This is a genomic window from Bradyrhizobium sp. 1200_D9_N1_1, from assembly GCF_052075915.1.
Taxonomy (GTDB): Bacteria; Pseudomonadota; Alphaproteobacteria; order Rhizobiales; family Xanthobacteraceae; genus Bradyrhizobium; species Bradyrhizobium diazoefficiens.
The window spans coordinates 7,306,799-7,326,433 of the sequence record NZ_CP197226.1 but is presented as its reverse complement, the minus strand read 5'-3'; the positions used below and the strand labels follow the sequence as shown (position 1 = coordinate 7,326,433).

General features: G+C 62.7%; 19 protein-coding genes. 13 read left to right on the top strand and 6 right to left on the bottom strand.

From position 1 onward, the window contains the following. Nucleotides 1-48: 48 nt before the first annotated feature. Genes AB5K84_RS34970 through AB5K84_RS34960 form a run of 3 tightly spaced genes read right to left on the bottom strand, consistent with a single transcriptional unit; the run spans nucleotide 49 to nucleotide 4,801 of the window. Entirely contained in the window at nucleotides 49-2,862 is a 2,814-nt protein-coding gene (locus tag AB5K84_RS34970; protein ID WP_011085250.1) for a DUF4159 domain-containing protein, read from the bottom strand. Continuing rightward, on the bottom strand, nucleotides 2,859-3,803 hold the full coding sequence (locus tag AB5K84_RS34965) for a DUF58 domain-containing protein (RefSeq protein ID WP_011085251.1): 945 nt from the start codon (nucleotides 3,801-3,803) through the stop codon (nucleotides 2,859-2,861). The genes AB5K84_RS34970 and AB5K84_RS34965 overlap by 4 nt, the downstream gene beginning before the upstream one ends. Continuing rightward, complete coding sequence (locus AB5K84_RS34960; RefSeq protein WP_011085252.1) at nucleotides 3,803-4,801, bottom strand: AAA family ATPase; 999 nt, start codon at nucleotides 4,799-4,801, stop codon at nucleotides 3,803-3,805. Before AB5K84_RS34960 ends, AB5K84_RS34965 begins: the two co-directional genes overlap by 1 nt. 300 nt (nucleotides 4,802-5,101) lie before the next feature. Between AB5K84_RS34960 and AB5K84_RS34955 the strand changes: the two genes are divergently transcribed. Genes AB5K84_RS34955 through AB5K84_RS34935 form a run of 5 tightly spaced genes read left to right on the top strand, consistent with a single transcriptional unit; the run spans nucleotide 5,102 to nucleotide 8,675 of the window. Further along, nucleotides 5,102-5,713 (top strand): DUF1285 domain-containing protein, encoded by a 612-nt coding sequence (locus tag AB5K84_RS34955; RefSeq protein WP_028175034.1) that lies wholly within the window; start codon nucleotides 5,102-5,104, stop codon nucleotides 5,711-5,713. Further along, nucleotides 5,710-6,381 carry a CoA pyrophosphatase gene (locus AB5K84_RS34950; RefSeq protein ID WP_038967402.1) on the top strand — a complete coding sequence of 224 codons (672 nt, stop codon included), beginning with the start codon at nucleotides 5,710-5,712 and terminating at the stop codon, nucleotides 6,379-6,381. The genes AB5K84_RS34955 and AB5K84_RS34950 overlap by 4 nt, the downstream gene beginning before the upstream one ends. Beyond that, nucleotides 6,378-6,641 carry a DUF6111 family protein gene (locus AB5K84_RS34945; RefSeq protein WP_011085255.1) on the top strand — a complete coding sequence of 88 codons (264 nt, stop codon included), beginning with the start codon at nucleotides 6,378-6,380 and terminating at the stop codon, nucleotides 6,639-6,641. The genes AB5K84_RS34950 and AB5K84_RS34945 overlap by 4 nt, the downstream gene beginning before the upstream one ends. Nucleotides 6,642-6,651: 10 nt before the next feature. Continuing rightward, a complete protein-coding gene (locus AB5K84_RS34940) occupies nucleotides 6,652-7,908 on the top strand; it encodes a CCA tRNA nucleotidyltransferase (protein ID WP_011085256.1) in 1,257 nt (418 codons plus the stop codon). Further along, nucleotides 7,905-8,675, top strand: a complete 771-nt coding sequence (locus tag AB5K84_RS34935; RefSeq protein WP_011085257.1) for a sulfite exporter TauE/SafE family protein — start codon at nucleotides 7,905-7,907, stop codon at nucleotides 8,673-8,675. Before AB5K84_RS34940 ends, AB5K84_RS34935 begins: the two co-directional genes overlap by 4 nt. A gap of 283 nt (nucleotides 8,676-8,958) precedes the next feature. On the opposite strand, the gene AB5K84_RS34930 is transcribed toward AB5K84_RS34935, so the two are convergent. Together AB5K84_RS34930 and AB5K84_RS34925 are read right to left on the bottom strand one after the other, a co-directional pair. Beyond that, nucleotides 8,959-9,177: a hypothetical protein gene (locus AB5K84_RS34930; RefSeq protein ID WP_039183971.1), complete on the bottom strand. Its 219-nt coding sequence runs from the start codon at nucleotides 9,175-9,177 to the stop codon at nucleotides 8,959-8,961. Nucleotides 9,178-9,354: 177 nt separating this feature from the next. Next, a complete protein-coding gene (locus AB5K84_RS34925; RefSeq protein WP_011085258.1) occupies nucleotides 9,355-9,918 on the bottom strand; it encodes a hemerythrin domain-containing protein in 564 nt (187 codons plus the stop codon). Between the two features lie 322 nt (nucleotides 9,919-10,240). On the opposite strand from AB5K84_RS34925, the gene AB5K84_RS34920 reads away from it, so the two are divergent. Both AB5K84_RS34920 and AB5K84_RS34915 read left to right on the top strand, forming a co-directional pair. Further along, nucleotides 10,241-11,812: a hypothetical protein gene (locus AB5K84_RS34920; RefSeq protein ID WP_011085259.1), complete on the top strand. Its 1,572-nt coding sequence runs from the start codon at nucleotides 10,241-10,243 to the stop codon at nucleotides 11,810-11,812. A gap of 251 nt (nucleotides 11,813-12,063) precedes the next feature. After that, on the top strand, nucleotides 12,064-13,173 hold the full coding sequence (locus tag AB5K84_RS34915; RefSeq protein ID WP_011085265.1) for an IS630-like element ISBj5 family transposase: 1,110 nt from the start codon (nucleotides 12,064-12,066) through the stop codon (nucleotides 13,171-13,173). Nucleotides 13,174-13,392: 219 nt separating this feature from the next. Here AB5K84_RS34915 and AB5K84_RS34910 read toward each other — a convergent pair whose 3' ends face one another. Continuing rightward, a complete protein-coding gene (locus AB5K84_RS34910) occupies nucleotides 13,393-13,992 on the bottom strand; it encodes a helix-turn-helix domain-containing protein (protein WP_011085260.1) in 600 nt (199 codons plus the stop codon). Between the two features lie 207 nt (nucleotides 13,993-14,199). Between AB5K84_RS34910 and AB5K84_RS34905 the strand changes: the two genes are divergently transcribed. The 6 genes from AB5K84_RS34905 (at nucleotide 14,200) to AB5K84_RS34880 (ending at nucleotide 19,453) form a co-directional block, all read left to right on the top strand. Continuing rightward, nucleotides 14,200-14,703 (top strand): fasciclin domain-containing protein, encoded by a 504-nt coding sequence (locus tag AB5K84_RS34905; protein WP_011085261.1) that lies wholly within the window; start codon nucleotides 14,200-14,202, stop codon nucleotides 14,701-14,703. Between the two features lie 166 nt (nucleotides 14,704-14,869). Continuing rightward, nucleotides 14,870-15,334, top strand: coding sequence for a TspO/MBR family protein (locus AB5K84_RS34900; RefSeq protein WP_011085262.1), 465 nt, complete (start codon nucleotides 14,870-14,872; stop codon nucleotides 15,332-15,334). An 11-nt stretch (nucleotides 15,335-15,345) separates the two neighbouring features. Further along, the gene (locus tag AB5K84_RS34895) at nucleotides 15,346-15,855 is read left to right on the top strand and encodes a hypothetical protein (RefSeq protein ID WP_063921413.1); all 510 of its coding nucleotides are present in this window, start codon (nucleotides 15,346-15,348) and stop codon (nucleotides 15,853-15,855) included. A gap of 215 nt (nucleotides 15,856-16,070) precedes the next feature. Next, the gene (locus tag AB5K84_RS34890; protein ID WP_063921609.1) at nucleotides 16,071-16,832 is read left to right on the top strand and encodes an IS5 family transposase; all 762 of its coding nucleotides are present in this window, start codon (nucleotides 16,071-16,073) and stop codon (nucleotides 16,830-16,832) included. 63 nt (nucleotides 16,833-16,895) lie between these two features. Further along, the gene (locus AB5K84_RS34885; RefSeq protein WP_011085265.1) at nucleotides 16,896-18,005 is read left to right on the top strand and encodes an IS630-like element ISBj5 family transposase; all 1,110 of its coding nucleotides are present in this window, start codon (nucleotides 16,896-16,898) and stop codon (nucleotides 18,003-18,005) included. Nucleotides 18,006-18,115: 110 nt separating this feature from the next. Continuing rightward, nucleotides 18,116-19,453: an IS701-like element ISBj9 family transposase gene (locus tag AB5K84_RS34880; protein WP_236842076.1), complete on the top strand. Its 1,338-nt coding sequence runs from the start codon at nucleotides 18,116-18,118 to the stop codon at nucleotides 19,451-19,453. Nucleotides 19,454-19,635 lie beyond the last annotated feature (182 nt).

Sequence of the window (19,635 nt, the reverse complement as noted above, 5' to 3'; positions counted from 1 at the left end):
CCATCCCGGAATGACGGGGCGTGTAGCTCAAGCTCGTCACGCGCATCTCTATTGCCCCAACCGTTCGATCAGGGCCGGTGCGTGCACCTGGTCGGCCTTGTAGTTGCCGGTCAGCGTGTACATCACGATGTTGGCGCCGGCACGATAGGCGAATTCGCGCTGGCGGGTGTCGCCGCCGGTCACCGGCAGCATGTACTGGCCGTCGGGGCGCACGGCCCAGGCGCCGGCAAGGTCGTTCGAGGTGATGATGATCGGCGAGACGCCGTCGCCGCCGCGCGCCGGACGCTGCGCGCTCTCGTCGTCGTCCTCGCGCGGCAGGGTCTCGACCCAGGTCTGGCCGGAGTTGAAGCGGCCGGGGAAGTCGCGCAGCAAATAGAAGGTCTTGGTCAGCACGTGCTCGCGCGGCACCGGCTCGAGCTCGGGCACGTCGAGCGAGGACAGGATCTCGCGCAGCGCCCGCATGCCCGGCGTCTGCGAGGCGCCGTTGTCGCCGGGCGGCGCCTCGATCGCGTCGCGGGTGTCGAACAGCACGGTGCCGCCCTGCTTCATGTAGGCGTCGATCTTGTTGATGGCGTCCTGCGGCGGCTTGGGCGCGCCGGGCACGATCGGCCAGTAGATCAGCGGGAAGAAGGCGAGCTCGTCGCGCGCCGGATCGATGCCGACGGGATCGCCGGCCTCGAGCGCGGTGCGTTGCGCCAGGAACAGCGTCAGCCCGGTCAGGCCGGCCTTGACGATGGAATCGACGTCGGCATTGCCGGTCACGACATAGGCGAGGCGGGTCTGCGACACCGCCTTCATCGCGAACTCGTCCGCGGCGCTGTCGGCGCGCGCGGGCGCCGGCGGCAGTGCAGAGAGGCCCGCAAGCACGAGGCCGAGCAGGATCATTGCGGGCGCGGCGCGGCGGCGCAGCAGCGCGGCGAGGCCGCCGCCGAGCACCGCGACGATGATGGCGTCGACCAGGAACAGAGCGAGCGCCGTCGACAGCAGCCAGCCGCGCAAGTCGCGCGGCTCGGCATTGGTGTAGGTGGCGTGCCGGGCGCGCAGGCTCGCGGTGTTCAGGGCTGCGATGCGGTCGGCGCTAGCAAGCGTGTTCACGGCGAGCGGTCCTTCTGCAGGACCATAGAAGCCCGGCGGATGATCGGGTGTGGCGCGGTCGCGATAATCGGCCGGAAGCGGCTTTGCCGTGGCCGGCGGCGGACCGAAGGCGCCGAAGCCGTCGAGCATGTGCAGCGGCGCCACCGTCTCGGTGGTCGCCTCGCTGGCAACGCCGGCGCCGGGCTTGGTGGTGTATCCCGACATGTCGACGACCCGCCGCAGCATTTCGACGAAGATGCCCGACATCGGCAGATCCGACCAGCGCATGTCGGCGCTGACGTGGAACAGGCTGACGACGCCCTTGCCGCGATGCTCGCCGGTCACCAGCGGGGTGCCGTCTTCCAGCGACGCCCAGCTCTTGGTGGCGAGCACGGCATCGGGCTCGGCCAGGACCTGGCGGCTCACGGTGACGTCCTTGGGGACCACGACGCCGGCAAACGGACCGTCGGCCGCGAAGGCGGCGAGGTGTTGCGGCTTCTCCCAGGTCAGGCTGCCGCCGAGCGTGCGGCCGCCCTTGCGCAGCTTGACCGGCACGAGATCGTCTTCGGCCTGCGCCAGGCGGGGCCCGGCGAACCGCACCAGCACGCCGCCCTGGTCGATCCAGGCATTGAGACGCTCGCGGATTTCAGGCGCGATGGTGCCGACATCGGCGAGGATGATCATCGGCAGCTTCTGGTCGAGGAACTGGGTGATGCCCTGCTGCGGCGAGCCCTTGTCGGCGAGCCGCACGTCGGCGAACGGCGCCAGCGCGCGGGTGAGGTAGAAGGTCGGCGCCAGCAGCGGCTGCGCGGTCTCGCTGGTCGAGCCCGAGACGATGCCGATGGCGCGGCGGCGCCAGCGCTTGTCGAGCAGCTGCACCGCGCCGGCGGAGCGCTCGCCCGATATCTCGAGCCGCGTGATGTCGTTGCGCAGCTCGACCGGCAGGTCGAACGAGGCCTCGGTTTCCTTGTCCTGCGGGCCGAACGAATAACGGGCTTCGCCGATCGGCGATGCCTTCTGGTCCAGAGCGCGCACGGTGCCGACGGCGATGCCGCCGTCGGTGCGCAGCACCTTCACCGTCATCCTGGCGGCGGCGTTCTCGGCCGCGACCAGCGCCAGCGGCGAGGAGGTGCCGCCTTCGAAGATGGTCAGGCTGCGATCGCCGATGGTCTTGCCGAGGGCTTGCACGAATTCCTCGCCGCGCCCGGTATCGACGCCATCCGACAGCCAGGCGATCTCGCAGTCGCCGGTGGCCTTGAGGAAGCGATCGACCGCTGCGAGGGTTTCGACGCGCTCGATCGAATAGGGCTTTGGTACCAGCTGGCGCAGCGCGACGCGCGCCGCCCCCGCCGGCATCAGGGTGATATCGCGGTTCGGCTCGGACAGCGGCACCAGCGCGATGGCGCGGCGGTCGTTGTCGGCGTTGGCGATCAGCTCGTCGGCGGCCCTGATCCTGACGTCCCAGTTCGAGGCCGCGCTCCAGCCGTCGTCGAGCATGATCATCAGCGGCGCCTTGCTGCCCGCGAGCCCGGTTTGCGGATTCCAGATCGGGCCGGCGGCGGCGAATATTACGAGGGCCGCAGCCAAAAGCCGCAGCGCAGTCAGCCACCACGGCGTCCGCGAAGGCGTCTCTTCCCTTGGCGCGATGTCGAACAGCAGGCGCGTCGGCGGAAACTCGATCCGGCGCGGCCGCGGCGGCATCACGCGCAGCAGCCACCACAGCACCGGCAGGCTGACGAGGCCGATCAGGAGCAGCGGTTCGGTGAAGGCGAGCGGCAATCCCATCATGCGGCCGGCCCCGCTTTGATGGAGGTGGTGCGCGCGCCCGACTTGCTCACCTGCATGCCGGCATGCAGGAACAGCAGCAGCTCGGCGGCGGAGCGGTCGGTCGCATGGGTCGTGAACAGCCAGTCGAGCTTCGAGGTCTCGGCGCGGATCTGGTCGCGGTGCAGCGCGAGCCGCGCGGTGTAGTCCTGCGCCCAGCTTTCGGCGCGGCCGGCGGTGATCACGCCAAAACCTTCCGGCTCGACGAACTCGACGCGGCCGGAATAGGGGAAGGACTCCTCGGCGGGATCGACGACCTGCACCATTGTGCCATGCGCGCCGGAGCCGGAGAGCCCTGCGAGCGTCGTCCTGATCTCGGCGATCGGCGACCAGAAATCCGACAGCACGATGATCTCGGCGAGCGCGGAAGGAACGAAGGAGGGCGGCAGGCTCAGCCGGTCGGCATCGTCATGCAGCATCGCCTGCGCCATCTTGTCGATGACGCTGCGGCTCGCGGTCGGCGCCATCAGCCCGGGAATGCCGACGCGCTCGCCGCCGGAGACCAGCAGTTCGGCCAGCGCAAAGGCGACGATCAGCGTGCGTTCGAGCTTGGACTCGCGCGCGGTCTTCGAGGCAAACGCCATCGACGGCGAGCGGTCGGGCCAGATCCAGACCGTGTGCGAGGCTTCCCATTCGAGCTCGCGGACATAGAGATGGTCGTCGCGCGCCGAGCGCCGCCAGTCCACGTTCTGCGACGGCTCGCCGGAGACGAAGCGGCGGTATTGCCAGAAATTTTCGCCGGAGCCGGCGCGGCGCCTTCCGTGCAGGCCGTGGATGACGTTGGCGGCGACGCGGCGGGCTTCGAGCACCAGGCGCGGCAAGGAAGCGGCGAGCGTGCGGCTTTCGCCATCGGCACGTCGGATCGCGATGATCTCCTTCGTTGTGTGCCCGTTCTCGGCGGCCATCAACCGATCCGTGTTTTCAACTGCCGGATCACGTCCGGAATCGTGCGCCCCTCGGCGCGCGCCTGGAAGGTCAGCGCCATGCGGTGCTTCAGAATAGGTTCGGCGAGGTCGAGCACGTCGTCGACCGAGGGTGCGAGCCGTCCGTCGATCAGCGCACGGGCGCGCACCGCCAGCATCAGGGATTGGCTGGCGCGCGGGCCGGGGCCCCAGGCGATGAACTTGCCGGTCTCGCCGCTGTCCGGACCCGGACGGGCCGAGCGCACCAGCGACAGGATCGCCTCGACCACGGAATCGCCGACCGGCAGGCGCCGGATCAGCCGCTGCGCGGTGATCAGCGCATCCGCGGTCATCGATCCCTTCGCCAGCGTCTCCTCGGCGCCGGTGGTCTCGAACAGGATGCGGCGCTCGGCGTCGCGATCGGGATAGTCGACGTCGATCTCCATCAGGAAGCGGTCGAGCTGCGCTTCGGGCAGCGGATAGGTGCCTTCCTGCTCCAGCGGGTTCTGGGTCGCGAGCACGTGGAACGGCTTCGGCAAATCGTGCCGCGCGCCGGCAACGGTGATGTGCTGCTCCTGCATCGCCTGGAGCAGCGCCGACTGCGTGCGCGGGCTGGCGCGGTTGATCTCGTCGGCCATCAGGAGCTGCGCGAACACCGGACCTGCGATGAAGCGGAAGGAACGCTTGCCCGCGGTGCTCTCGTCAAGCACCTCGGCGCCGAGGATGTCCGACGGCATCAAATCGGGCGTGAACTGGATGCGCTTGGCGTCGAGACCGAGCGTGACGCCGAGCGTCTCGACCAGCTTGGTCTTGGCAAGGCCCGGCACGCCGATCAGCAGCGCATGGCCGCCGGAGAGGATGGTGACCAGCGTGTTCTCGATCACGCGGTCCTGGCCGAAGATGACGGACGCGATCGCGTCCTTTGCCGCCCGAATCTGGCTCGAGACCTGCTCGGCCGAGCGGACGATTCCATCCTCGAGTTTCTCGACACTCTCCGCCATCCGTTAGCTCCTTCAGCCTGCCGCGCGGCTCGCTCGCGTCGTCATGTCATCGCATCAGGTCAGATGCATCAAATCTTCACTTCAAGCGAAGACGTCAAACCAAGTCATGGCCCCTATGCTAGACTTGCAGGAAGGCCATGTATTCGTTGAATTAACCTATCCCCACCTTATCGGCTTAAGGGTATGTAGGGCATCACGAAGTGGCGACCTCCACACCGGACTAATCCGGGGTGGAACCGTTCGCCGATGGACAGCGTAAACCTGCACCAATCGTGCCAAAGGACAAAGTCAGGGCAAACCATGGCGAACCAAGGGCAGAGCGCCGATCGTGGTCTTGAGGGGCTGACTGCCGCCGCCAAGAGTGCTGCCAGTGCCGAAGGCGCCAAAAAGGGCCTGCCTCCGGTGCATCTATGGAATCCGCCGTTCTGCGGCGATCTCGATATCCGAATCGCGTCCGATGGTACTTGGTTCTACATGGGGACGCCAATCGGGCGTCACGCGCTGGTCCGCCTGTTCTCGACCATCCTGAAGCGCGAGGGCGACAAGCATTTCCTCGTGACGCCGGTGGAGAAGGTCGGCATCCGCGTCGACGACGCGCCGTTCATGGCGGTCGAAATGCAAGAGGACGGCGAGGACAACCATCGCGTGCTGCGCTTCCGCACCAATGTCGACGACTGGGTCACCTGCGATGCCGCGCACCGGCTGCGCTTCGAGCAGGCAGTGGACGGCGGGCTGACGCCCTATCTGCACGTCCGCGCCGATCTCTGGGCCAAGGTGACCCGCGCGCTCTATTACGATCTGGTTGACATGGGCGAGGAGCGGATGGTCGATGGCCAGCCGATGTTCGGCGTCGAATCGGCCGGCGAATTCTTCGCCATGGCCGATGCGGACGAGGTGAGGGCCGCGCTTTGAACAAGCCTATCCTGAAAAGCGAGCCTGTCGCGCTTGGCGCGGCGGATTTCTTTGCCCGTTCCAGGGCGAAGCTCGGCTTCGACGTTCCGTCCGGCCTCTACGATCCGAACATCATTCCGGCCTCGGGCGATCCCGGGACCGACAAGATGCTGGAGATCGTCGCGCGCGAGCAGCCGGTGCGGCCGGCGGCGGTCCTGATCGCGGTGGTGGACCATCCCGAGCCGACCGTCCTGCTGACGCAGCGTTCGGCGCATCTCAACGACCACGCCGGCCAGATCGCCTTTCCCGGCGGCAAGATCGACGCGACCGACACCTCGCCGCTCGATGCGGCACTGCGCGAGGCCGAGGAGGAGGTCGGGCTGTCCAGAGACTTCGTCGAGCCGATCGGCTATCTCGATCTCTACGGCACCGCCTTCGGTTTCCGCATCCTGCCGACGGTCGCGAGGGTCCGGCCCGGCTTTGCGCTCACGATCAACCACTCCGAGGTTGATGATGCGTTCGAGGTGCCGCTATCCTTCCTGATGAATCCGGCGAACCACCAGGTGCACAGCAAGGAATTCCGCGGCATGGAGCGCTTCTACTATGCGATGCCGTTCGCGGAGCGTTACATCTGGGGTGCAACGGCCGGAATGCTGCGTGTGCTGTATGAGCGGATCTACTCATCATGATCCGGACGGTTCTGACCGAGATCGGAATTTTCCTCGTTCCCTTTGCCGTCTATGCGTTGTTCCTGGCCGCCAGCCGGTCCGGCCTGTTCGTGCAATCGTCCTGGCCGGTCACCATCGTCGCCCGCCTTGCCCTCATGGCGATCGTGCTTGTGATCGCGGGTCTGATCGGCCTGGCGCAATTCTCCGGCGCCGGCCCGGAGTCGACCTACGTTCCCGCCCATATCGAGAACGGCAAGTTCGTGCCGGGCACGGAAAAATAGGGGCCTGCCGATGAGCGCGGAGCCGATCCTCGCCGATGCGCCATGGCTGATCTCCGGCGGCACCGCGCGCGTCCTGCAATTGCTGGGCGCTGATGGCGAGGAGGCGCGGGTGGTCGGCGGCGCGGTGCGCAACGCGCTGCTCGGTCTTGTGCCCGGCGACATCGACATCGCGACCACGGCGCGGCCGGAGGAGGTGGTGCGGCGCGCCAAGGCTGCCGGCATCAAGAGCGTGCCGACCGGCATCGACCACGGCACCGTCACGCTGGTCATCGACGGGCATCCCTACGAAGTCACGACCCTGCGCGAGGATACCGAAACCTTCGGCCGCAAGGCCAAGGTCGCGTTCGGCCGCGACTGGGTGAAGGACGCCGAGCGGCGCGACTTCACCATGAACGGCCTGTCGGTCGATGCGACCGGTGTCGTGTACGACCATGTCGGCGGGATCGCGGATGCAAGAGCGCGCCGCGTGCGCTTCATCGGCGACCCCGACCAGCGCATCGCCGAGGATTATTTGCGCATCCTGCGCTTCTTCCGCATCCACGCCGCCTTCGGCGCCGGCGAGCCCGACCGCGACGGCTATCTCGCCTGCATCCGGGGACGCGCGGGCCTTGCCAGCCTGTCGGCCGAGCGGGTGCGCATGGAGATGCTGAAGCTGCTGGTGGCCGGCGGTGCGTCCGCCGCCGTGCTGGCCATGGCCGAGGGCGGATTGCTGCAGGCGCTGATCGGCGGCGTCGCCTATACCGGGCCGCTGGCGAGCATGGTCGCGATCGAGCGCGAGCTTGGCCTGCCGGCGAGCGTCACCCGGCGCCTGGCCGCGCTGACGGTGGCCGTGACGGAAGACGCCAAGCGCGTCGCCACGCGCCTGCGGCTCTCCAACGCCGAGGCCAAGGCGCTGGATTCGATGGGGCACCGCTGGTGGCGGTTTGCCACCAAGGACGAGGCCAATGCGCGGCGGCTGCTCTACCGGCTCGGTGCCGAGCGCTATCACGATCGCGTGTTGCTCGGCTGGGCGCGGGCGGCGGGCGACGTGCATTCGTCGCGCTGGCGCGAACTCGCCGAGCTGCCGCAGCGCTGGACTGCGCCGAAATTTCCGCTCCGCGCCGCCGACTTCATCGCGCGCGGGATGGCGGAAGGGCCCGCGCTCGGACATGTGTTGACACTCGCCGAGGACGCTTGGCTTGCGGCGGATTTTCCACTAGAGGAAGCCGCGCTCGCTTCCATCGCAGATCAAGCTGCGGCACGCGTCAGCCGCGAACGGAAAACGTGACCATCGTCTCGGGCTTCGCCGACATCTCGATCTTTCAGCTTCTGCTGGTCGCGTTGATGGCGTTGTTTGCTTCGATCATCGGTGGTCTCGCCGGCTACGGCACCGGCGCGCTGATGCCGCTGGTGCTGGTGCCCCTCGTCGGCGCCGAGCCCGTGGTGCCGATCATCGCGATCTCCGCGATCTTCACCAATTCGAGCCGTGCGCTCGCCTATGTCCGCTATGCCGACCGCCGCCGCGCGCTGATCGTGCTGGCCTGCGCGGCGCTGACGACCGCGCTCGGCGCCTACGGCTATACGCGCCTCACCAATGCGGGCGCCGCGCTCGTGATCGGCACCATGCTGATCCTGAGCGTGCCGCTGCGCCGCGTGCTCCGCCGCCGCCAGGTCAGGATCGGCGACACCGGCCTTGCCGCAGGCTCCGTCGGCTACGGCGTGCTGGTCGGCGGCACCTCCGGCTCCGGCGTGATCCTGCTCTCGCTCTTGATGGCCGCAGGCCTCGAAGGCGCCGCCGTGATCGCGACCGATGCGATGATCTCGCTCGGCACCGGCCTGATCAAGATCTCGGTGTTCGGCCTCGCCGGCGCCGTGAATGCGCAGGTGCTCGCCTTCGCACTGCTGATCGGGGCGATCGCGATCCCCGGCGCATTCCTCGCCAAGGCGTTCGTCGAGCGGATGCCGGTGCACATCCACACCGCGATCCTAGATGCGGCGGTGATCACCGGCGGGCTGGTGATGATCTCGGCGGCGGCGCGGCAGCTCGTCGCGTAGGTGATCCTCGCGGCATTTGCGTCTGGATCGCGGATATTGGCCCCGTCGTCATTCCGGGGCGCGCCTCTTGGCGCGAGCCCGGAATCCATTCATCCACCGACGCTGCAGCCCGATGGATTCCGGGCTCGCGCGGCGCGCGCCCCGGAATGACGAGACGGGCCAGGGCGTGTGCCCAGGAACGTCAGGTTTCGCGCCCAAACCGGAAATCGCCAGGCATAACCGCCATCGGCGGCTTTTGACCCAACTCAGATATCGGCGCGAGCTTCCGTCTCGCGTTTTGCGTTCAGGACCACGGCGGCTCTTCGCCCGCCGCGGCTGCCTCATGGTTGATCGTGACGCCCGCCGAACGCAACCCGGTCAGCAAGACAGTTCTTACCGAGGCGGGATCAAATCCAATATCCTTGGCGTTTGGTGGATGTGCCTCGCTGTCCTTCAATCGGAGCGCCAGGTGCAATTGCTCGCAAAGGTGCTGAACGACGCGATTGACTTGATCGTCAGTCATCGTTGGCTTCCTCCTGCTACCTTTTGTTCGACTAGGTAGCACAAAATAGGGCGGTACGCGATTGGACGGCCCCAAGCCCAACCCCACACTCGTGGACGGGCCGGCCCGTCTGGTACGCCGGAAGTGACTGGCAGCGATGGGACATTGAGTCCAATCAGCGCATGCGGATGAGCTTGACTAGTGCCGTTCGGCTTCGGCTTCCTGTTCCAACTGCAGGATGCGCGCCCGTAACGCGTCGAACGTCTCTTCGGCGGCCTCGCTGAACAGCGGATCCTCAGGATTGGTCATGGCCGAGGCGATCTCCGTCCAATCCTCAGGCTCGAGAGCCTTCAGGGCGGCGGGAAAGAAATCGCGATCTTCCTTCATGATGTGGCGCCGCTCGTGCTCGATGAAATCGCGAACGATGGCATCCACGTCCTGCCGAAGCAGTTCGCGGTCGGCAAGAACGTTGTCGACCGCATGAGCGACGCGGCGCAAGAGTTCGGCCCCTTTCTGGTGTTCGCGGGCGAGATCACCGACCTTCGCAGCCGCAGCCGGATCGCGAATTTGCAACTTGGCGAAGACCAGGTCTTCCTGAGGGTGGTGGTAAACCTCCGGGTAAAGCTCGAAGTAGCTGATAACCGCGCCAATAACCTCATAGTCGGGGCGGTCGCCGCGGTCGAAAACCTCAAGTTCCCGCTCGAGGATGGCGAGCAGTTTCTCAATGTTGCGGTGCTCTTGGCTTAAGCGCTCAATGATCATTGGTGCGATCCACAAGGTGACCGATTGAGAAGCTCTTGAAAGCTTAGCCCCAAGTCGCCTCAGCGCTTTGCGCTAGATCAAGCTCCGGAGGCATGGTGCGCCATCCGCCTGTTCTATGTCGCTTATTTTGCCAATAGCGCGTCACGAATGGGAGGTCCGGGCTTGGACCGAAGCGGAACTCACCCAACAAAAGTGGAAACTCTTCCGCTGGTAGCTGTTTCTCGATAGCTCAACCTTTTAACGAATTATTAGGAGGCTCTACCGCAACTAGTTCTAGAAGAAAACAACAACCCTACCGGGTTTCAATACCCGGAGTAATCGCGTGAATGTACCCGCTCTCCTGATCCCAGAAGATCTCATCGATCGCGGTGCTCGCTCAGATCGATCGGTCGCGACCACTGTGTTCGCCCTGCTCGCCATCGCGTCGCTTCTCCCCACGCTGCTCACGCCCATTCCGGCGATGGTCGATTACCTCAACCACCTCGCCCGCATGTATCTTCTGAGCCAAATGGGCACCGCCAATGCCAATCCATATTACCAGGCGGCCTGGGCCTTCTATCCCAATCTGGCGATGGACTTGGTGGTCCCGCCAATGGCGCGGCTGATCGGCGCCGAGAACGCGACTCGGCTGTTTCTTCTTTTCGGCCAGTTGTTGATCATCGGCGGCGCGCTTGCGCTCGAATGGGTTGTGAAGCGGCGCGTTCACCTCGCCGGCTTCGCGGCGCTCTTGTTCCTCTACTGCCTGCCGTTCACGTGGGGATTCGTCAACTTCGAATGCGCTCTCGGCATCGCGCTCTGGGGCATCGCCGCTTATCTGTTCGCCGCCGAGCAACCAACTCCGGTACGTTTCGCCGTCAACACAGCTTTCGTGGTGGTGCTGTTTGCGGCGCATTTCTTTTCCTTGGGGATCTATGGCGCGACGCTCGGGTTCTATGAGCTGTGGCGCGCCTTCGACCGGAAACTGCCTTACCGCGACGCCGCGCTCCGGCTCGTCACGCTCGCAATACCGGCCGTGGCGCTGTTGGTCGTCATGCGACTGACCGCGGGCTCTGTCGGAAGCGAGGGCACGTTTTGGTATTTTGACTACAAGCTGCTCTGGCCATTTTTTATCATGAACGGCTACAGCATGGCTGTCTCGGGGGCGAGCGCGCTCGTGCTAATGGCTGCGTTATACGTCGCCGCAAGGTGCGGCATGCTAAAGCTGCAGCCTGCCGGGATCTGGGTCGCAACTGGCTTCGCGCTCCTCTACCTTGCGATCCCGCCAAGGCTATTCGGCACGGCGTTCGCGGATATTCGGGTTCTTCCTGCGGCCGCTTTGATCCTTCCCGCCTTCTGTTCGCTGTCACTGCCGAGCCGACGATGGACGATGGCCGCGCTCGCCATTGTCGGCGGCATCACGCTGGCCAATCTGGCCGTCGTGCTCGTGGTCTGGCTGTCGTACCGTGGAGACTATTCAGCTTTCATTCGGTCTTTTCAGAAGATTGATCGTGGTTCGAAGATACTGATCGGGACCAGCGGAGAGGGCGATGATCCACCGTTCAAGGACCTCACTCAGTATCCAATGTATTATGCGCCGACCCTGGCGGTGCATTACGCCAATGCTTTCGTGCCGAACGTATTCGCCGAGGCCGGCAAGCAGCCGGTTCAGGCGCGGACCGAGGTCCGCCGTCTCGCCATTCCCTACGGTGGGCCTGTGCCGATACGCCTGCTGAGTGCAATCGCCGCAGGCCAGATGACGGCGTCCGACGACGCCGCCTTCATCCGCACCTGGTATCGAGATTACAACTATCTTTATCTGCTCGGCACCGGCGTGGCGAACCCGCTGCCAGACATGCTGAAGGAATTGGACAGGTCCGAGCGCTTCGTTCTCTACAAGATCCGCCGCACACCTTAGAGTATTTTCCTCTACGCGACGGACATGATTTCTCATCATCGATCATTCGCTGGAGCCCGTTTGCTCCTGACATTTTTTCTATAGGCATCCGCGGACGGCGGGCTCGCCGCAGCGATGCCGGCTGCGCGCTTAGCGCAGCAGTTGCCCTCGTGTAAGCGTGCCGATGATGAAGTTACGCCCGCAACTAGTCATCTGGAACGGAAGTTCGTGACATTAGTTGATCGCTCGGATCTCTAGAGAGGAGAGCGCTCGTGGCGAATGCAGGTGTGAAAGGCCGGCCGATCGCGCCGTTGGTGCTGAGTTCGCAGGAGCGGGCGTACTTGGAGAGGCAAGTTCGTCGTCATCGTGTAGCCCGATCGCTATCTGAGCGATGCCGCGCGATCCTGCGGTGTGCAGATGGTCTGCCAAGCAAGTCTGTGGCTGCCGAACTTGGCATCCATGAACACACCGTCGGCAAGTGGCGCCGCCGATTCTTGAAGGATCGTTGTGATGGCCTGCTTGACGAAGCCCGCCCGGGCCGCCCTCGAACCATCGACGATGATCAGGTTGCCGAGGTAATCGAGCGGACATTGCGTACGACGCCGCCCGACGCAACGCACTGGTCGATCCGCTCGATGGCTGCGGATACTGGCTTTTCTCACACCACGATCCGCCGAATGTGGACGGCGTTCGGCTTGCAGCCGCACCGCAGCCAGACATTTAAACTATCGAGCGATCCGCTATTCGTCGATAAGGTGCGCGATATTGTCGGGCTTTATCTGTCGCCGCCTAACCGAGCCGTTGTCCTCAGTGTCGATGAGAAAAGCCAGATCCAGGCACTCGATCGCGAGCAGCCGGTCTTGCCGATGATGCCTGGGGTGCCGGAACGTCGCACGCATAGCTATGTGCGGCATGGTACGACCACGCTGTTTGCCGCGCTCGATGTCGCTTCCGGCTTCGTCATTGGCAAATGCTACAAGCGCCATCGGGCGCTCGAGTTCTTGAAGTTTCTCAAAGAGATCGACGCTCAAATCCCTGAGGGGCTCGCTGTCCATATCGTCATGGACAACTACGCTACCCACAAGACCCCCAAGATTAAAGCGTGGCTCGCTCGCCGGCCGCACTATCATGTCCACTTCACGCCGACTTCCGCGTCGTGGATCAATCAGATCGAGCGCTGGTTCGCTGAACTCACCAGAAAGCAGATCCGGCGAGGTGTTCACACCTCCGTCAGGCAGCTCGAAGCCGACATCCGTACCTTCATCGAATTGCACAACAACAACCCGAAGCCCTTCAAATGGACCAAGTCCGCAGACCAGATCTTGGCTTCCGTCAAACGCTTTTGCCACAAAGCCCAGCAGACTTTATGTGGCGAACTTTAGATTCATGTGACTAGGCCGTGTACTCATAAATCAAGATTCACTACCGCGGCTGTGAACGATGTCCGCTATCCGACGTTTTGCGGACTCAATCCGGACATCGCCTCAGGTCAGAAAAGTGCCACCCCGGACGTGCGGAGCAAACTAACGGATAGTCGTTTCTGATAGCGCAGGCGAGCAGGGGATAGTTCCTGTTCGTCGGGGATTGTCTTGCGATCCCGGTCACGTTGAAGCTGATTTCGGCGTCACGACGATAATGGCCGCGCACGGCAACGACCCTTTAAGGCGGTAAGTGTGCGGATGAGCGCAATCGAAATACATCGAATCGCCTTGGCCCAGCGTGAAGTCCTCTCCCTCCAGGTTCACCACAAGCTCGCCATCCAAAACGTAGATGATCTCCGCGCCCGGATGCTCGTGAGGCTCCGACTGCTCGTCTTCCTTTACAAACTCGACGTAATAGCCGTTGAGCTTGCGGTCGCTGACCGGATAGTCGAGCGACTCGAAGCAGTAAGCGGGCGAAGTCCGTCCGGCCTTCTCCGGAAGACGAATGCGGTCCGCCTTGCGCACGACCGCATGTACCGGCCGGTCGCTGTCCTCTCTGAAAAAGTGATCGAGCCCGACGCCGAACACTAAAGCGATCCGCAACAAGGTCGGTAGCGTCGGAAACAGATGCCCGCGTTCGATTTTCGACAGCATCGCCGGCGAGAGACCGGTGTGCTCGCTTAGCTGGACCAGCCCCAGCTTTTTGCGCAGCCGCAGCCGGCGGATCTTTGGGCCGATGGCGTAGCCCTTAAGGGCCGTGATCAGAGTCTCCGATAGCATGGTTCCGGTCTCATTTCATCCCAGTTCAAAGATGGAACGTGCGTTTTATCCTCACGAAAACTAGTTTGCATATCACGCTAATGTGCCCTTGATGAAAATTTGTTTTACTACCATTCAAGAAGGGCAAGGCAAAACACGTTTCTCCCGTCCCTCGAAACCGGAACGCGGGCCGCCAAGCCGGCCCCCGCAAGTTACAGGAGCTAAAAGATGAGCAGAGTAGGTATTGCGTCGAAGGCCGCGGTCGTCATGGCCGTGGTAGGTTTGGCGATCGGCAGCACTTTCGCGCGCGCCAGCAATCAGGACATTGTCGACACGGCGGTCGGTGCCGGCCAGTTCAAGACGCTGGCGGCGGCGCTCAAGGCGGCCGACCTGGTTGCTACCCTGAAAGGTCCCGGACCGTTCACGGTGTTCGCACCGACGGACGAGGCATTTGCCAAGTTGCCGGCCGGCACGGTGGAGAACCTGCTGAAGCCCGAGAACAAAGCGAAGCTGACGGCCATCCTCACCTACCACGTGGTGCCGGGCGCAGTGAAAGCTGAGCAGGTAACTAAGCTGGACCAGGCCAAGACCGTCAACGGAGCAATGGTGAAGGTCACGACCAAAGGAGGCAAGGTGACGATCAACGATGCTACCGTCGTAAAGGCTGATATCCCGGCCTCGAACGGAATGATTCACGTCATCGACAAGGTCATCCTGCCGCCCCAGAACTGATCGGCCATATCCCTCAACGGATCGACCGCCGGTCCGCCTTGCCCCAAAGCGGACTGGCGCCTTCTCGACAAGGCCCCCCCCACGAGATGCGATCGCTACTGCTCATCCGAGACAAGAGAACCACTGACATTCTTTTGCCGAACAACAGCGACGAAGATCCATTCGAATGAAAATGCGCGCGGCCGAACTCGGTAGTTTACTTTTGTTTGTTGCGCTCGTTCTGGGTGGCGGCCTTATCATCGGTTTCGCGACCGTGCCCGGTGCATGGTATGCGGCGCTAAGCAAGCCGCCTTTCAGTCCGCCTAACTGGATCTTTGCCCCGGTTTGGAGCATGCTTTATATTATCATCGCGATCGCTGGATGGCGTGTTTGGAGAGAGGGCCGCAACAACTTACCGATGAAGCTATGGTGGGGACAACTGGCTCTGAATTTCGTTTGGTCACCCATATTCTTCTCAGGCCATCGCATCGATATCGCCCTTGGCGTAATCGTGCTGCTTCTGATGACGATCGTTGGCTTCATCATGATAACCTGGCGATGGGATAAGATCGCATCTCTGCTGTTCGCGCCTTACGCGGTGTGGGTGGCATTCGCTTCGGTTCTGAACGGCGCAATCTGGCTATTGAACTAACAGGAGGCCGGATGCGCCGCCGCATTGTCATCGTCAGTGACAAGATGCAAAGAGGCTACCGCTATGTATTGTCTGCGCCGGCCGGGCGCGATTTCGACCCGCAATTCCGGCCCGATTTGACGCCGAAGCAGATGCTGGAACTCGGCGTGTTCTGCGGCAAATACCTCACCGATTGTCGTGACGAGTTTCCCGCGAGTTGGTTCGCGCGGGCGAAGCTCTCGCCTTTTGGCCGCGACTGCCTTTGCAACTATTTCGGCGTGGACGCCAGCCAAAGCTTGTCGGAATGGCGGAGAAAGGGCTGGATGCATCCGAACGATCCGCGCGGCTGGTTCCAGTGGTATTGTCGATACTACCTAGGCCGGCGCTTGCCTGAGGAGGACACGCGACAGATCGGGCGCTGGAAGGCCATGAGGCGACACGTGTCACAGATCAGGAAGCATTGCGAACTGTGCGACCCGACTTGCCGGCCGCGCCAGCGCCAGGCGTTGTTACATTGGGCCTACGACAGCCGGAGAATTTAGACGTCGCGTCGTCATTACCGCCCCGCACAGCGCGACACCTCATCCTATGACGCGGTGATTGCCGCGAGTTGTTGCTCGACGTCAGTTAAGGGTCATTCGCGTCGCTTTTGTGCATCAGCAGCATGTCCGCTATCCGGCTCATCTCGGACTTACAATTCCTCGTTGCGAACACCGAGATAGACGTGATTCAAGCTCTCAAACCGGGGCCTCGAATCATGAGATACGAACTCACGGACTTTGAGTGGGCCGCCATCAGGCCGTTCCTTCCTAACAAGCCGCGCGGCGTACCGAGGGTCAATGACCGACGTGTCCTAAACGGCATCTTCTGGATATTGCGGTCAGGCGCACCATGGCGCGATCTGCCGGAGAGCTTTGGGCCTTACACGACCTGCTACAATCGGTTCGTCCGTTGGCGAATGGCTGGCATCTGGGACCTGATCATGAAAGCCCTCGCCGAAGCTCATGATGGCTCCGTCCAGATGATCGACACTTCCATTGTTCGCGTCCACCAGCATGGAGGTTGCGCGGGAGGGAGCGAAAAAAGACTGATGGGCCGGTCGAGAGGTGGGTTAACAACCAAAATACATGCCTGCGTGGATACCAACGGATTGCCCGTTCGTCTCGAACTGACGACCGGTGCGGCCCATGATAACCGGCTCGTCACCGGGCTGCTATCTGATCTGAAATCAAGGGCGATGCTGCTCGCTGACCGTGGATACGATGCAGATTGGATTAGAGCGCTCGTCAGTGAACGCGGCGCTTGGGCCAACATTCCTCCGAAGCGAAATCGCAAAGATCCTATTTGTTTTAGTCCGTACCTGTATCGGGCGCGCAATTTGGTCGAGCGTTTCTTTAACAGGATCAAGCAGTGTCGGCGTGTTGCGACTAGGTACGACAAACTCGCGGCAAACTACCTCGCCTTCATCAAACTTGCATCTATCCGAATTTGGTTACGCACTTATGAGTCCACGCCCTAGTCATCTGGAACGGAAGTTCGTGACATTAGTTGATCGCTCGGATCTCTAGAGAGGAGAGCGCTCGTGGCGAATGCAGGTGTGAAAGGCCGGCCGATCGCGCCGTTGGTGCTGAGTTCGCAGGAGCGGGCGTACTTGGAGAGGCAAGTTCGTCGTCATCGTGTAGCCCGATCGCTATCTGAGCGATGCCGCGCGATCCTGCGGTGTGCAGATGGTCTGCCAAGCAAGTCTGTGGCTGCCGAACTTGGCATCCATGAACACACCGTCGGCAAGTGGCGCCGCCGATTCTTGAAGGATCGTTGTGATGGCCTGCTTGACGAAGCCCGCCCGGGCCGCCCTCGAACCATCGACGATGATCAGGTTGCCGAGGTAATCGAGCGGACATTGCGTACGACGCCGCCCGACGCAACGCACTGGTCGATCCGCTCGATGGCTGCGGATACTGGCTTTTCTCACACCACGATCCGCCGAATGTGGACGGCGTTCGGCTTGCAGCCGCACCGCAGCCAGACATTTAAACTATCGAGCGATCCGCTATTCGTCGATAAGGTGCGCGATATTGTCGGGCTTTATCTGTCGCCGCCTAACCGAGCCGTTGTCCTCAGTGTCGATGAGAAAAGCCAGATCCAGGCACTCGATCGCGAGCAGCCGGTCTTGCCGATGATGCCTGGGGTGCCGGAACGTCGCACGCATAGCTATGTGCGGCATGGTACGACCACGCTGTTTGCCGCGCTCGATGTCGCTTCCGGCTTCGTCATTGGCAAATGCTACAAGCGCCATCGGGCGCTCGAGTTCTTGAAGTTTCTCAAAGAGATCGACGCTCAAATCCCTGAGGGGCTCGCTGTCCATATCGTCATGGACAACTACGCTACCCACAAGACCCCCAAGATTAAAGCGTGGCTCGCTCGCCGGCCGCACTATCATGTCCACTTCACGCCGACTTCCGCGTCGTGGATCAATCAGATCGAGCGCTGGTTCGCTGAACTCACCAGAAAGCAGATCCGGCGAGGTGTTCACACCTCCGTCAGGCAGCTCGAAGCCGACATCCGTACCTTCATCGAATTGCACAACAACAACCCGAAGCCCTTCAAATGGACCAAGTCCGCAGACCAGATCTTGGCTTCCGTCAAACGCTTTTGCCACAAAGCCCAGCAGACTTTATGTGGCGAACTTTAGATTCATGTGACTAGCTCTACTTTGGCAGATTTTGCGATTGAGCGGCGGGACCGGATTCACAAATCAGTTTTTCAATGATTCATAGGTGGTCGGCTTTTGGAGGGCCGACCATGGTGGGCACGACGTCGGATTGGGAAGATGAGCTTGGACGCTGGCTGAAGCCATTCCTGGATTGTTTAGGTCACAAGGCGCGGCGGCGAATGTGCCCGCTCTATGTTTCGGGGCTGATTGGACCGGGCGATCGTAAAAGCGTCCAGCCGATGGCATCGCGACTGGCGCCGGGCGACTATGATCAGTTGCACCATTTCATCGCTGACGGCGTCTGGGACGCGGCGCCGTTGGAATCAGAACTGCTCATTCACGCCGACCGGCTCGTCGGTGGCAAGGATGCGGTGTTGGTCATCGACGACACCGCGATGCCGAAGAAGGGCAATCGCTCGGTTGGTGTCGCGCCGCAATATGCATCTACCCTTGGCAAGACGGCCAATTGCCAAACGTTGGTGTCGCTGACGCTTGCGCGGGGTGAAGTGCCGGTGATGGTGGCATTGCGTCTCTTCGTTCCCGAGAGTTGGACGAGCGATCCGGCGCGTTTGAAGCGTGCCGGTGTTCCAGTTGAGCAGCGCGTAGCGCGAACCAAGCCAGAGATCGCGCTGGCCGAGATTGATCGCGTGATGGCAGCCGGTGTTCGCTTCGGCTGTGTACTGGCAGATGCCGGATACGGTCTCAGCGCGCCGTTCCGTCAGGGTCTCACGGCCCGCGGGCTGGTTTGGGCAGTCGGTATCCTGGGGCGTCAGAAAGTATATCCGGCGGGGGTGAAGCTGATCTTTCCAATAGCTGGTCGGGGGCGCCCCCGTCAGCGGCACATTCCGGATCTGTTGTCGATGCCGTCGGAAGACATGCTTGCTGACGCCAAGTGGAAAAATGTGAGTTGGCGGCTGGGGACCAAAGGCAGACTGCAAGCACGCTTTGCCGCCGTTCGCGTGCGGATCGCCGACGGGCCTCCACAACGGATCAAGGATAAGGGTCAACAGCATCTTCCCGGCGAAGAGGCGTGGCTGATCGGCGAACACCGCAGTTCGGGGGAGAAGAAGTATTATCTGGCAAATCTGCCAGCCGAGATGGACCTCCGACAGTTGGCTGCAACCGTCAAGGCACGATGGATCTGCGAGCAAGCGCATCAGCAACTAAAAGAGGAGCTCGGTCTTGATCACTTCGAGGGGCGGTCCTGGCACGGGCTTCACCGTCACGCCCTCATGACGATGATTGCTTACGCCTTCTTGCAACACCGCCGCATCGCCAAAGCGGGACGGAAAAAAAAGAATCAACGGGCCGCCACCTCAGCCAAGCCTGCCGGCCGTGCGCAACGCCATCGTCGATCTCATTCTTCGGCTACCTCGTCAGCGGTGTCCGCACTGCAGAAGACAGATCAACGAAGCGCAACGGCGTGAATAGATCTGCCAAAGTAGTGCTAGTGAGAACAATGAGAACAATAAGTCCCGACGCATCAGATGGCACCTGTCCGTAAGTCTGGTCGTGGCCCTTCTGCACCATGTGGCGATGTCCGCTCCTGCGCCGCGATTGGCGCAAAAGCGGACATCAGACGCTCCGGAGCCGAGCGCTCCGATCTAAC